Source organism: Novosphingobium pentaromativorans US6-1, from assembly GCF_000767465.1.
In the GTDB taxonomy this organism is placed as follows: domain Bacteria; phylum Pseudomonadota; class Alphaproteobacteria; order Sphingomonadales; family Sphingomonadaceae; genus Novosphingobium; species Novosphingobium pentaromativorans.
In genome coordinates, this window is sequence record NZ_CP009291.1 from 2,077,908 (window position 1) to 2,092,204 (window position 14,297).

Here is a 14,297-nt window from a genome sequence, read left to right on the forward strand (position 1 = left end):
TGACCGACGAACTTCGGTGGCAGACATCTACGATGCGCGCCGGCTCTAGCTGTCAGCTGACATGCCCGTCAGAATGTCTTGGATGGCTAGATGCCGTGAGCTGCGGCGTGAGTGCTGCATCCGCGATGCATTCCCGCATCCCAAGAGTGAAAAGACCCTCAGGGGCTGGCGTGACCCTGGCGGTAGTGATCAAACTTGAATGAGAGACAGGGCAAGCGGGGGGGGGGCAGCAATCCGCACAACGGTTGCCAGGCCCAGCCCTCGCTCTTTCACGATGATAAGTTACTTATATCAGAAATTTAATTGAAGTTTGGCGCCCTGCCCGGCCGCTCGCGACGGCTCCGGATCATTCCCACTCGATCGTGCCGGGCGGCTTGGAGGTGTAGTCGTAAACCACGCGGTTGATGCCCTTCACCTCGTTGATGATGCGCGTGGCGACGCGGCTGAGGAAGGCGGCATCGAAGGGGTAGATGTCGGCGGTCATGCCGTCGGTCGAAGTGACCGCGCGCAGGGCGCAGACGCTGTCATAGGTGCGGCCGTCGCCCATGACGCCAACGGTCTTGACCGGCAGCAGCACCGCGAAAGCCTGCCAGATCGCATCGTAGAGGCCGGCATTGCGGATCTCCTCGAGGTAGATCGCATCGGCCTTGCGCAGGATATCGGCCTTGTCGCGGCTGACTTCGCCGGGAATGCGGATGGCCAGACCCGGTCCGGGGAACGGGTGGCGGCCCACGAAGATGTCGGGCAGGCCCAGTTCGCGGCCCAGCTCGCGCACTTCGTCCTTGAACAGTTCGCGCAGCGGTTCGACCAGCTTCATGTCCATGCGCTCGGGCAGGCCGCCGACGTTGTGATGGCTCTTGATCGTGACCGAGGGACCGCCGGTGAACGAAACCGATTCGATCACGTCGGGATAGAGGGTGCCCTGGGCTAGGAACTCGGCGCCGCCGATCTTCTTCGCCTCGTCCTCGAAGACGTCGATGAAGGTCTTGCCGATGAACTTGCGCTTCTTTTCGGGGTCGGTGACGCCCTCCAGCCCCTTGAGGAACAGGGTCGAGGCGTCGACGTGGACGAGCGGGATATTGTAGTGGCCGCGGAACAGCGACACGACCTGCTCGGCCTCGCCCATGCGCATCAGGCCATGATCGACGAAAACGCAAGTGAGCTGGTCGCCGATCGCCTCATGGATGAGGACGGCGGCCACGGCGGAATCGACGCCGCCCGAAAGGCCGCAGATCACGCGCTTGTCGCCGACCTGCTCGCGGATTTCATCGATCTTGGTCTTGCGGAATTCGGCCATCGTCCAGTCGCCGGCCATGCCGCAGACGTGGCGCACGAAGTTCTTGAGCAGTTTGCCGCCATCGGGCGTGTGAACCACTTCAGGGTGGAACTGCATCGCATAGATGCGCTTCTCGTCGTTGGCGATCACCGCGAAAGGTGCGCCGGGGCTGGACGCGACGGGGCGGAAGCCCGGGGCAAGGCTGGTCACCTTGTCGCCATGGCTCATCCAGACCTGGTGCTTTTCGCCCACGTTCCAGAGGCCGTCGAACAGGGCGCACTCATCCCCGATCTCGATGAAGGCGCGGCCGAACTCACCCGAATCGCCGGCAAGCACTTCGCCGCCCATCTGGTGCATGAGCGACTGCTGGCCATAGCAAATGCCGAGCATCGGGCGGCCGCTTTCCAGAATGCAATCGGGAATGCGCGGACCGTTGTCATCGAGCACGGAAGCCGGCGAACCCGACAGGACGATGCCCACCGGATCGAGGCGCTTGAAGGCTTCCTCGGCCATCGAGAACGGTGCGATTTCGGAATAGACCCCCGCCTCGCGCACACGGCGTGCGATCAGCTGGGTAACCTGGCTGCCGAAATCGACGATGAGTACGGAATCTGACGAGGGGATGTTCATGGCTGGCCCCTAATGCGAGCCGCAGCGAGTGTCCAGATGGCAGTCGCGCGCGAAAAGCTCCGCATTCGCCCAAATCCGCAACTTGAGTTGCAAAACTTGCAATCTCTATTCCGGAAATAGAGATTGAGATTCAAGGGGCGAGAGACTAAATGCTGCACATGCGAAGGGAACGGGGCGAACCCGTCTCTTATCGAATGCAGGAGTAGAAACAGATGACCATCGTAGAACGGACTGTCGGCCTCGCCGCGGCATTTGGAATCAGTGCCCTGGCGTTCGCTGTGACCCTCGTCTGAGGCCAAAGTGATCCCAACCGGAAGGGCGGTCCCGAGGGGCCGCCCTTTTGCATTGCACCTGCACAATATGGTGCCCGGACGGCCTGTGGCCGGACCCGATGACACTCCCTGACGGGACCCATTTTCAGGCAATTGCAGAGCGCGCAAGAACACGCATGCAGGATTCGCCAACCCGGCCACCGCATGCCCCTGCCTGGCCGAACACCCACGCCGATACCGGCCAAACCGATTCGCTGCAGAGCGCAGCCGGCCGCCCGGTCGCAACAGTGCGGCGCATGGCCGCCAACTCTTGTGGAAAAGCGCCCCTCCCATGCCGCTTTTGCTTGGGTTTGCCGGGGCCAATGCCTATAGACTCGCCATGGCTAGCGAACCCGAAAACGGCAAGAACACCAACTCCTACGGCGCAGACTCGATCAAGGTCCTCAAGGGCCTCGACGCAGTGCGCAAGCGCCCCGGCATGTACATCGGCGACACCGACGACGGCTCGGGTCTCCATCACATGGTTTTCGAGGTTTCCGACAACGCGATCGACGAGGCCCTGGCCGGGCACTGCGATCTCGTCCTCATCGAGCTGAACCCCGATGGCTCGGTCTCGGTCGAGGACAACGGCCGCGGTATTCCCACCGACATTCATGCCGAGGAAGGCGTTTCGGCGGCCGAGGTCATCATGACCCAGCTCCACGCCGGCGGCAAGTTCGAGAACACCTCGGACGACAATGCCTACAAGGTTTCCGGCGGTCTGCACGGCGTCGGCGTCTCGGTGGTCAATGCCCTGTCCGAATGGCTGGAGCTCACCGTCTGGCGCGACGGCAAGGAGCACTGGATGAAGTTCGCCCATGGCGACGCCGTCTCCCCGCTGGAAGTGCGCGGGCCCGCTCCAGAAGGCAAGAAGGGCACGCGCGTGACCTTCCTTGCTTCCACCGACACGTTCAAGAACGTGACCGAATTCGACTTCGAGAAGCTGGAGCACCGCTACCGCGAACTCGCGTTCCTCAATTCGGGCGTACGTATCAAGCTGCGCGACCGCCGCCATGAGGAAATCGTCGAGCACGACCTGTTCTACGAAGGCGGCATCGGTGCATTCGTGCAGTTCCTCGACCGCAACAAGCAGGCGTTGATGCCCGATCCTATCGCCATTTCGGCGGACAAGGACGGCATCGGCATGGAAGTCGCGCTCGAATGGAACGATTCCTATTACGAGAACGTATTGTGCTTCACCAACAACATCCCGCAGCGTGACGGCGGCACCCATCTCGCAGCTTTCCGCGCCGCGCTGACCCGCACGCTCAACGGCTATGCCGAACGCTCGGGGCTCCTCAAGAAGGAAAAGGTCTCGCTTTCGGGCGACGACATGCGCGAAGGCCTGACCGCGATCGTTTCGGTGAAGCTGCCCGATCCCAAGTTCTCCTCGCAGACGAAGGACAAGCTGGTCAGCTCCGAAGTGCGTCAGCCGCTCGAGGCGCTGATGAGCGAGAAGATGAGCGAGTGGCTGGAGGAAAACCCCGCCACTGCCAAGACCATCGTCCAGAAGGTGATCGACGCCGCCGCCGCCCGCGAAGCGGCGCGCCGTGCCCGCGAACTGACCCGCCGCAAGGGCGCGATGGACATCGCCAGCCTGCCCGGCAAGCTGGCCGACTGCCAGGAACGCGATCCGTCCAAATGCGAACTGTTCCTGGTCGAGGGTGATTCCGCCGGCGGTTCGGCCAAGCAGGGCCGCGACCGCAAGACCCAGGCGATCCTCCCGCTCAAGGGCAAGATCCTCAACGTCGAGCGCGCGCGCTTCGACCGCATCATTTCCTCCAAGGAAGTGGGCACGCTGATCCAGGCCATGGGCACCGGCATCCGCGACGACTTCAACCTCGAAAAGCTGCGCTACCACAAGATCGTCATCATGACCGACGCCGACGTCGACGGCGCGCATATCCGCACCCTGCTGCTGACGTTCTTCCATCGCCAGATGCCCGAGATCATCCGCGCCGGGCACCTCTTCATCGCCCAGCCGCCGCTCTACAAGGTCGCCAAGGGCCGCAGCGAAGTCTACCTCAAGGACAATGCCGCGCTCGACCGCTACCTCGTCGAAGGCGGACTCAACGGCCGCGTGCTGGAAACGGCGGGCGGCGCTCGCAGTGGGCCGGACCTCGAATCGCTGGTCGAACATGCCATCCGCATGCGCAACCTGATGGCCTTCGTGCCGCGCCGCTATGACACCAACATCATCGAGGCCCTGGCCCTTGCCGGCGTGCTCGCGCCCGACCTGACGAGCGACGCACGCGAGGCAGCCATGACGCGCGCGGCGGCCTGGCTCGATCGCGGCGACACCGAAGCTCGCTGGACCGTGAGCATGAGCCCCGAGGGCAATCTCGAGGTGGAGCGCCTGTGGCGCGGCGTCACCGATCACCACAAGATCGAGGCTGCCTTCCTCACCAGCGCCGAGGCCCGCAAGCTGGCCCGTCTCGCCGCCGAGAACGTCGACGTCTATGCCAATGCCGCCCGCCTCGTGCGCGCTACGGCCGTGGCCGAGACGGCCGAGCCCGAGGAGACGAACGACGACGAAGGCGAAACGAGCGCAGCGCGTCCAGTGGTCGGCGAGGATGCCATCACCCGGCCGAGCGAACTGCTCGAGAAGGTGCTCAGCACAGGCCGCAAGGGTCTCTCGATCCAGCGCTACAAGGGTCTTGGCGAAATGAATGCGGAGCAGCTGTGGGAGACCACGCTCGATCCGGAGAACCGCGCCCTGCTGCAGGTCAAGGTCGAGGACGCGGACGTGACCGACGAGATCTTCACCCGTCTGATGGGCGACATCGTCGAACCGCGCCGCGAATTCATCCAGGAAAACGCGCTCAACGTCGCCAACCTCGACGTCTGAGGCCCGTGCGAGGGTGCGCAATGCGCGCCCTTCGACACATCGGAATCGATTGGGAACAGTCCGCCGCAAGGCGGTCTGCCTTTCCGGTGTTGCGCCGGGACGCATGCGACCATAAGTTGCGCCGATGCGTATTCTTCTTGCCGCAGTCCTCCTGGCCAGCACTGCACCGTTCAGCCCCGTCCTTGCGTCCGAGACGGCTAGCCCCGCTCCCATCCTGACGACGCCCGAGGCCAGGGACGTCTGGACCCATGCACAGCCGGAAGTGGCGCGCGTCACCCATGTCGCGCTCGACCTCGACGTCGACTTCGCCACCAGGACACTGGGCGGCACGGCGGTGCTTGACGTCCTGGCCGCGCCGGGCGCGACGCAGATCGTGCTGGATGTCGACGACCTCGATATCGCGTCCGTAACCGATGCCTCGGGCAAGGCGTTGAATTGGAAGGTAGGCGCCGACGATCCGGACCTCGGCTCCGCCATGACCGTCGATCTCGCCGGAGCCAGGCAGATCCGCATTGCCTACCGCACCAGGCAGGGTGCCAGCGCGCTGCAATGGCTTCCGCCGGAAATGACCGCGGGCAAGAACAAGCCCTACCTGTTCAGCCAGGGTCAGCCGATCAACAACCGCAGCTGGATCCCGACACAGGACAGCCCGGGCATCCGCCAAACCTGGGAAGCCTCGCTGACCGTCCCGGGCGATCTGGTCGCGGTGATGAGCGCGGAGAAGCTTTCGGGCGACAAGGGCGAGCGACTGCCTGACGGGCGCCGCCGCTTCCGCTTCCGCATGGACAAGCCGGTTCCGCCCTACCTCATCGCCTTCGCGGTGGGCGACATCCGGTTCAAGTCGCTCGGCCCGCGTTCGGGCGTCTGGGCGGAAGCGCCGATGCTCGACAAGGCGGCGAAGGAATTCGGCGACGTCGAGAAGATGATCGACGCGGCCTCCGCACTTTACGGTCCCTATCGCTGGGGCCGATACGACATGCTGGTGCTGCCGCCTGCCTTCCCCTTCGGCGGGATGGAAAACCCGATGCTCACGTTCCTGACGCCGACCATCATCACCGGCGACCGGTCGAACACCGACGTCGTGGCGCATGAGCTGGCGCATTCGTGGTCCGGCAATCTCGTCACCAATGCGACATGGTCGGACTCGTGGCTCAACGAGGGCTTCACGACCTATTTCGAGAACCGCATCATGGAATCGCTCTACGGGAAGGAGCGCGCCGCGATGTACGCCGATCTCGATTGGGACGGCTTGCTGCGCGACATCAAGGCGGCCGGGGGCGAGACCGCGGCGACCACCCGCCTGCACGGCGATCCGGGCGCGACGGCGGGCCAGCTCGACTACTTCAAGGGCTCGAATTTCCTGCGCATGATCGAATATACCGTGGGCCGTGAGCGTTGGGACGCCTACCTCACTTCCTATTTCGACCGTCACGCATTCCAGCCGCAGACGACCGCCGGGTTCCTGGCCGACTTGCGCGAACATCTGCTCAAGGACGATTGCGCACTCGAACTCAAGCTGCAGCTAGACCGCTGGGCCTATGCGGCGGGGCTGCCCGACAATGCGGTTCACATCAAAAGCGCGACGCTGGCGAAGATCGACGAAAAGCTGGCGGCCTACACGGCTGGCGGACCGGCAAGCGCAGTGCGGCCGCAGGGCTGGAGCACGCAGGAATGGCTGCGTTTCCTCAACGGCATTCCACGCGAACAGTCCCCCGCGCGCCTGAGGGAGCTGGACGAGACGCTTGGCCTGTCCGCCTCCACCAACGCCTATGTGCAGTCCGCATGGCTCGAACTCGCCATTGCCAACCGCTATGAGCCGGCGCTGCCGACACTGCGCCGCTACGTCGCGTCGATCGGGCGCGGGCTGCTGATCGCGCCGCTCTATCGCGGGTTGATGAAGCAAGGCGAATGGGGCGCGAAGATCGCGCGTGACGACTTTGCTGAAGCGAAGCCGACCTATCACCCTGCCACCGCCGATGCGATCGCGCGGATCATACAGGGTAATTGAACGCAGCTTCGTGACGAGGCGCAGTATATGGGCTAATACAGCCATCATGACTGCAATCCCATTCGGCGGGGCGGGGCGATGAACGGGTCGATCGGCGCTGCGCCTTCGGCCGCGGACTTCGATGCCCTGGCCCGCTCTGCCTTCGCGCGCATTCCCGAACCGTTTTCCCGGCACCTGGACGGCATTACCGTCCAGGTCGAGGAATTCGCCGACGAGGAAACCCTCGAGGCGCTCGGCATGGACGACGCCTGGGAACTCACGGGCCTGTACCAGGGGCGACCCATGGACGAGGAAACGGTGTGGAGTGCAGGCGAACTGCCCTCGCGCATCACCCTCTACCGCCAGCCGCTACTGGCCGAATGGTGCGAAACCGGAGTCAGCCTCGAGGCGCTGGTGACCCACGTGGTGATCCACGAGGTTGGCCACCACTTCGGCCTGTCCGACGCGCAGATGCACGCGCTCGAAGGACAGGCGCACTAGCGGCTCGACGCCGCGCGGGCTGCAAGGCCCGCTAGGCGGCGACTTCCTCTACCGTTCGCTCGCTGGCTGCGTCGAGCAGGCGGCGTTCCAGCGCCTTGAGTCGGCTGGTCGCGGTCAGCTTCTCGCCCAGCAGGTCGGTGACGTAGAACGTGTCGGCCGCGCGCTCGCCATACGTGGCGACATGGGCCGAATAGACCATCAGCTTCGATTCGAAGAGGGCGTGGGCCAGCCGGTTGAGCAGGGCCGGACGATCCCTCGCATTGACCTCGACGACGGTGAAGCGGTTCGAGGCCTTGTTGTCGAAGATCACCCGCGGGCGCACCTCGAAGGCATCGGCGCGCGGCCGGGCATCGGGCTTGGCGACCAGTTGCGGCAGGATCTTGATCCGGTTGGCCAAGGCGTTCTCGATGGAGGTGCGCAGCCTTTCGAGCTGACTTTCCTCCATGAACGGCCGGCCCAGCGGGTCCTGCACCAGGAAGTTGTCGACCGCGCGCCCGGTGCGCGTGGTGTGGATGCGCGCATCGATGATGTTGCCGCCGGCCAGGTGAATGCCGCCCGCGATGCGATAGAACAGCCCCGGATGGTCCGAGGCGATGACGGTGACGAGCGTCGCGCCATGCGCCTGGTAGTATTCGGTATGGATCGAGAGCGCATGCCCCAGCGCCTCGGCCGCCTCGAGCTGGGCGAGGTTCTTGGCGATGACGTCCTCGCTCTCGGCGATCCAGTAGGAATCGACGAACTTGGCGCCGACTTTCTCGATAAGCGCGGCATTGGCCGGTTCCAGCGCCTCGACCGCGGCCTTCTTTGCGGCAATGCGCTTCTCGCGGCCGAATTCGGCGTGGCCGAGACGCAAGCGCTCCTCGGTGGCGGCATAGAGTTCGCCGATAAGCTGGCGTTTCCAGCTGTTCCAGGTTCCGGGGCCGACGGCGCGGATATCGACGATGGTCAGCATCGTCAGCTGGCGCAAGCGGTCGAGCGACTGCACGACCTGCACGAAATCGGTGATCGTCTTGGCGTCCGAGAGGTCGCGCTTGAAGGCAGTGGCCGAAAGCAGCAGGTGCTGGCGCACCAGCCAGCTCACCAGCTCCGTCTCATCCTCGTCGAGCCCGAAGCGCGGACACAGCTTGAGCGCGATCTCGGCGCCCAGCACTGAATGGTCCCCGCCCCGGCCCTTGGCGATATCATGCAGCAAGACCGAGGCATAGAGCGCGCGGCGTGAACGGACCTTGTGGACGATGTCGTGCGCCAGCGGGTGATCGTTCTTCAGCTCGCCCTTCTCGACCCGCGAGAGCAGGCCGATTGCCCGGATCGTATGCTCGTCCACCGTATAGTGGTGGTACATGTCGAACTGCATCTGCGCATTGACGCGTCCGAACTCTGTAACGAACCGGCCGAACACGCCGGCTTCGTTGAAGGCGCGCAAGGAGATTTCGGGATTGTTGCGACTGGTGAGCAGTTCCATGAACAGCTCGTTGGCGCGCTTGTCGCGGCGCACGTCTCCCTTGATCAACACGGCATCGCGCGAAATTAGCCGCATCGTCTCGGGATGGATTTCCAGGCCTTCCTTGTCGGCCAGCACGAAGATCTCGAGCATGCGCACCGGATCGCTTTCGAACCAGTCGTCGCTCGGCGCCTTGATGCGCCCGCCGAAGACCTTGTAGCCCTTGAGCGTGCGGGGCTTGGCGCGAAACCCGGCCAGCAGGCCGCGCGGCTGCTTGCGCGCGAACTGCTCGTCGAGCTGGGCGAGGAACACCCCGGTCAGGTTGCCGACGACTTTCGCCTGCAGGAAGAAGAAGTGCATGAAGCGCTCGACCGCGCTCTTGCCGGGCCGGTCGGCATAGTTCATCCGCGCCGCAACCTCGCGCTGCATGTCGAAGGTCAGGCGATCCTCGGCCCGCTTGGTGATCGTGTGCAGATGGCAGCGCACCGCCCAGAAGAAGTTCTCGGCGCGGCGGAACGCCTTGTATTCCTTGGACGTAAGCAAGCCGACCTGCACCAGTTCGGACGGGTCGCGCACCTTGTGGATGTACTTGCCGATCCAGTAAAGCGTGTGCAGGTCGCGCAGCGAGCCCTTGCCTTCCTTGACGTTGGGCTCGACCACGTAACGGCTGTCGCCCATGCGCTTGTGCCGTTCTTCGCGCTCGGCCAGCTTCTCCACCACGAACTGGCGTTCGGTGCCGGAAACCACATCGCTCCAGAAGCGTTGGCGCGCTTCCTCGTATAGGTCCTGGTCGCCCCAGACGTAGCGCCCTTCCAGCATCGCCGTTCGGATCGTCAGGTCCGAGCGGCTCATCTTCACCATCTCGTCGAGCGAGCGACTCGAGTGCCCGATCTTGAGGCCCAGGTCCCAGAGGAAATAGAGCATCGCCTCGATCACCTGCTCGCACCACGGCGTCTGCTTGATCGGGGTGAGGAAGGCGATGTCGACGTCCGAATGCGGCGCCATTTCACCGCGGCCATAGCCACCCACGGCCATGATCGTCAGGCGCTCCCCGCGCGAGCGGTTGCTGACCGGATAGACATTGTCGACCACGTGATCGTGAATCACCCGCATGAGCTGGTCGACCAGGAAGGCCTGCGCCTCGGCCACGTCGTGCCCGGCGGAAGGCTTGCTGGTCAGCCGTTCGGCAATTTCCGCGCGCCCCGAATCCAGCGCACCGCGCAGCACATCGACGATGGCACGGCGCGCCTTGGTGTGGCCGGACTCGTCGACGAGCTTGTCGATGGCGAGGACCAGGGCACGACGGTCGATGACGGAACGCGGAGAGGGAATGCGGATGACGCTCATATCTCTGGACTTCTAGACGCCGCGAGGCGCAAGGGAAACCCGCTCTCGCCATTCTTCGCATTCGCGCCGCACCGGCGGCATTTTCGCGATGAACCGGCAAAACCCGGCTATCTTCGCCCCTCCCTCTATGCCAGAAGGCCGCCAAGCAGCCGCCGGTCCCGGCGGACACGGTAACGCAAAAACACGAGGTCGAACGCTTGTCCCTGCTTACCCTTGCCGCTGCTGCCGCTCAGGCACACGAACCGATTCACTGGGTCGACCTGGGCCTGAAGAACTACCTTTTCCGGATCGGCAGCTTCGAGCTTCGCTGGTACTCGCTCGCCTATCTGGCCGGCATCGTGCTGGGCTACTGGCACCTCTCGCGCATGATCAAGTCACCGGGCGCGCCGCTGGCACAGCGCCATGCCGACGACCTGTTCTTCTACTGCACGCTCGGCATCATCCTGGGCGGCAGGCTGGGCTACGCCACGTTCTATACCGGCGGAAACACCGGCATTCCCAGCCTTTGGGCCCATCCTGCCGAACTGCTTTCGCTGTGGCACGGCGGGATGAGCTTCCACGGCGGCCTGATCGGCGTGCTGCTGGCGATGGCCTGGGTTTCCTGGCGCGGCGGACTGAATTTCGTGCGGGTGGCAGACTACCTTTCGGTATGTGTCCCCTTCGGCATGATGTTCGGGCGCCTGGCCAATTTCGTGAACGGCGAACTCTGGGGCCGCGTGGTCACCAATCCGAACCTGCCCTGGGCGATGGTCTTCCCCGATGCGCCGGACCAGCTCCCGCGCCACCCCAGCCAGCTTTACGAAGCCGGGCTGGAGGGCCTGCTGATGATCGTCATCATGCTCACCCTCTACTGGAAAACGCGCGCACGCTTCCGTCCCGGCCTGCTGGTGGGCGTATTTACCGTCGGCATCGGCTGCGCCCGTTTCTTCGTCGAGTTCTTCCGCGAACCCGATGCCCAGCTTGAGGACTTCGCGCGGGAAACCGGGCTTTCGATGGGTCAGTGGCTGACGATCCCGCTGATCCTGCTGGGCCTGTTCATGATCGCCCGCGCCATCGCCAAGCCGGCGCTTGCCAGCGGCAGGCCCGCCACCGCCTGATGGCCGGCATCGAGGACAACCGTGACCCGCTGGATGCGATATTCCGGCGGCTGATCGCCAATTACGGCCCGATCACGCTCATGCACTACATGGGCGAATCGAATGCGCGCTACTACTCGGGCAAGGACCCGCTGGGCAGTGCGGGCGACTTCATCACCGCGCCCGAAATCAGCCAGATGTTCGGCGAGCTCATCGGCCTGTGGCTGGCCGACATGTGGATACGCGCCGGACGCAGCGACAAGGTCCACTACGTCGAACTCGGCCCCGGCCGCGGCACGCTGGCGCGCGATGCGCTCAGGGCCATGAAGAAGTACGGCCTCGAACCCAAGGTTCACTTCGTCGAGAGTTCGGCCGCGCTCAAGGACATCCAGCTTGCCGCGGTGCCGCAGGCGCAGTGGCATCACGACATGTCCACCCTGCCTGCGCGCGGCCCGCTGCTGATCGTGGGCAACGAATTCCTCGATGCACTGCCGATCCGACAGCTGGTCAAGACCGCGCAGGGCTGGCGCGAGCGCATGGTCGGCCTCGACGCCGACGAACGCTTCATCCCGGTCGCGGGGGACAAGCCGATGGACGCCGCGATTCCAGAGGCGCGGCGCGAGGCCGAGGACGGCACCCTGATCGAGACCTGCCCGGGCGCGGCCTCGGTCACTTACGAGATTTCGGGCAGGCTGCTGGCGCAAGGCGGCGCAGCCCTGCTGATCGACTACGGATACGACGAGCCGCGCACCGGCTCGACCCTGCAGGCGCTGCGCGAACACAAGATGGTCGATCCCTTCGCCATGCCGGGCGAGGCCGACCTCACGGCGCATGTGGACTTTGCAGCCATGGCCAATGTCGTGCAGGCGCGCGGCGTGCGGCACCTCGGCACCGTCACGCAAGGCCACTGGCTGCGCGCGCTGGGGATCGAGGCGCGGGCGCAGAGCCTGGCCAGGGTCGCCCCGCAGCATGCAGAGGCGATACAGTCGGCGATGCACCGCCTGGTTGCCGAGGACCAGATGGGCTCGCTGTTCAAGGTCATGGGCATCGGTGCGCCGGAATGGCCGCTCGGCGCAGGGTTCTGACCGCGCCGAGACTGATATCGGTCAGTTCCTGCGTTCGATTGCCCGCTGCTCCTGCGGCACCTGCCGCACCGGAACCGCTCCGATCCACTGCTGGAAGGCATCGGTATCGACCATGCCCTTGCGGACATCCCTGCCACTGGTGAAAGTGACGAAGCCGTCGCCGCCCTCGGCCAGGAAGTTATTCACGGTCACACGGTAGTCGGCCTGCAGATCGAAAGGCTTGCCGCCGATCGTCAAGGTCCGCAGGCGCTCACCCGCAGGACGCCCCAAGTCGTAGGTAAAGTGCACGTTTGCGGAAGGAGCGAGTACCTGCTGGACTTTCGCCCGGCTCAGCCCGTCCTCGATCGCATCGCGCACTTGCGAGCCGGTCAACGTCATCGTCACCAGGGTATTGTTGAAGGGCTGGACCGCATAGATCTGCCCGAAGGTCACTTCTCCGCCCGCTCCCGGATCGATCGGCGCGCGGATGCCGAAGGGGTTGGTGAAGGCGATCTGCGCCCCGGCCTCACGGCTGGCGGCAAGCTGTGCATCGGCGATCAGGTTGCCCAGCGAACCGCCGGTCATGCCCTCGTTCGCCGCCTTCGAGGCCGGCCCCGACAAGCGCCCCACGGGCCGCGAGACTTGCGCCTGTGCATCCTCGACATAGCGCGCGACATAGGCGCTGACGTCGGCGCGCGGCCGGAACGCGGGATAGAGCGCCGTATTGGCGACGGCGCCGCGCCCGCTGGAATAGGCCTGCGACTGGACGATGACGTTGTGCGCCTTCTTGGCGAGAACGCGATGGCTTGCAGGGTCGATGGTAAGCGTGATGTCGGTCACCGCCTTGCCGTAGACATTCGCGCTCGTCAGCAGGATCGGCCGCGACGGATCGATTTCTCCGTAATTGCACACATAGGCCCAGTGGGTGTGGCCCGAGACGACGACGTCGACGCGCGGATCGATCCTGGCAAGGATCGGCAGGATGCCGCCGTTCAGCCCCTCGCAGCCATTGGGATCGGATTCGCCGGTCGTCTTGCCGCCCTGATGGATCAGCACGACGATGGCATCGGCCCCCGCTGCCTTGAGGCGAGGCACCTCTCGGTTGATCGCCTCGGCCTCGTCCCCGAAGATCAGTCCCCGGATCTGCTCTGGCGCGACCAGCGTGGGCACTTCGCGCAGCGAGAGGCCGATGAAACCGATTGTCACCTTGCTGGCGCCCGAACCGAAGGTCTTCATCCCCGTGGCAGGAAACAGCGTCGAACCGTCGGGCTTGTATGTGCTGGCCGCGAGATACCGGTAGCCTGCGCCCTTGAACTGTTCGAGCTGGCAAGGCTGGAGCCGCGTGTATTTCTCGCAGCCGCCATCCTGCAGGCGCTGCAGTTCATTCCAGCCGCGGTCGAATTCGTGGTTGCCGACCGCGTTGAACTCGAGCCCGATGCGGTTCATCACGCCGACCGCAGGCTCGTCGAGATGCAGCGAGGAGGCAAGCTGCGAAGCGCTGGTCAGGTCGCCGGCTGCCACGACCACATTGTTGGGATGCTCGGCCTTGAGCGAATCGACGGCCGAGGCGAGCCATGCCGCCCCGCCTGCCGGCACCGCGACCGTGCCGCCCTTCCCGTCCGGCGCCCCGACGGAAGCCTTCGGCGGCTCAAGCGCGCCGTGGAAATCGTTGATGGCGATGATCCCCACTTCAACGGGCGCGGCCGTCTGGTCTATCGCCTGGGGGGTAGTGCAGGCCGCCAGCAGACCAAGCAGGGCAAGGGAAAGTAAGCGTTTCATGGAAGCGGCTTATCTCGCCTGAACATGACGGCGGCAA

At 64.8% G+C, this 14,297-nt stretch carries 8 protein-coding genes; 5 read left to right on the forward strand and 3 right to left on the reverse strand.

What is annotated here, in order from left to right; all coding sequences use genetic code 11:
• Positions 1 to 346: 346 nt before the first annotated feature.
• The gene (guaA, locus tag JI59_RS09625) at positions 347 to 1,906 is read right to left on the reverse strand and encodes a glutamine-hydrolyzing GMP synthase (RefSeq protein WP_007012938.1); all 1,560 of its coding nucleotides are present in this window, start codon (positions 1,904 to 1,906) and stop codon (positions 347 to 349) included.
• Between the two features lie 651 nt (positions 1,907 to 2,557).
• Here guaA and gyrB point away from each other — a divergent pair.
• The 3 genes from gyrB to JI59_RS09640 all read left to right on the forward strand — a co-directional run bounded on the left by gyrB (position 2,558) and on the right by JI59_RS09640 (position 7,553).
• Positions 2,558 to 5,065 carry a DNA topoisomerase (ATP-hydrolyzing) subunit B gene (gene gyrB, locus JI59_RS09630; protein WP_038575920.1) on the forward strand — a complete coding sequence of 836 codons (2,508 nt, stop codon included), beginning with the start codon at positions 2,558 to 2,560 and terminating at the stop codon, positions 5,063 to 5,065.
• A 124-nt stretch (positions 5,066 to 5,189) separates the two neighbouring features.
• The gene (locus JI59_RS09635; protein WP_007012935.1) at positions 5,190 to 7,073 is read left to right on the forward strand and encodes a M1 family metallopeptidase; all 1,884 of its coding nucleotides are present in this window, start codon (positions 5,190 to 5,192) and stop codon (positions 7,071 to 7,073) included.
• A 78-nt stretch (positions 7,074 to 7,151) separates the two neighbouring features.
• Complete coding sequence (locus JI59_RS09640) at positions 7,152 to 7,553, forward strand: metallopeptidase family protein (protein WP_007012934.1); 402 nt, start codon at positions 7,152 to 7,154, stop codon at positions 7,551 to 7,553.
• A 31-nt stretch (positions 7,554 to 7,584) separates the two neighbouring features.
• Here the strand turns inward: JI59_RS09640 and JI59_RS09645 are convergent, their stop codons facing one another.
• Positions 7,585 to 10,341: a [protein-PII] uridylyltransferase gene (locus tag JI59_RS09645; RefSeq protein ID WP_007012933.1), complete on the reverse strand. Its 2,757-nt coding sequence runs from the start codon at positions 10,339 to 10,341 to the stop codon at positions 7,585 to 7,587.
• Between the two features lie 197 nt (positions 10,342 to 10,538).
• On the opposite strand from JI59_RS09645, the gene lgt reads away from it, so the two are divergent.
• Both lgt and JI59_RS09655 read left to right on the forward strand, forming a co-directional pair.
• Positions 10,539 to 11,438, forward strand: coding sequence for a prolipoprotein diacylglyceryl transferase (gene lgt, locus JI59_RS09650; protein ID WP_007012932.1), 900 nt, complete (start codon positions 10,539 to 10,541; stop codon positions 11,436 to 11,438).
• Complete coding sequence (locus JI59_RS09655; protein WP_007012931.1) at positions 11,438 to 12,502, forward strand: class I SAM-dependent methyltransferase; 1,065 nt, start codon at positions 11,438 to 11,440, stop codon at positions 12,500 to 12,502. Before lgt ends, JI59_RS09655 begins: the two co-directional genes overlap by 1 nt.
• Before the next feature lie 21 nt (positions 12,503 to 12,523).
• On the opposite strand, the gene JI59_RS09660 is transcribed toward JI59_RS09655, so the two are convergent.
• On the reverse strand, positions 12,524 to 14,260 hold the full coding sequence (locus tag JI59_RS09660; RefSeq protein ID WP_007012930.1) for a bifunctional metallophosphatase/5'-nucleotidase: 1,737 nt from the start codon (positions 14,258 to 14,260) through the stop codon (positions 12,524 to 12,526).
• Positions 14,261 to 14,297 lie beyond the last annotated feature (37 nt).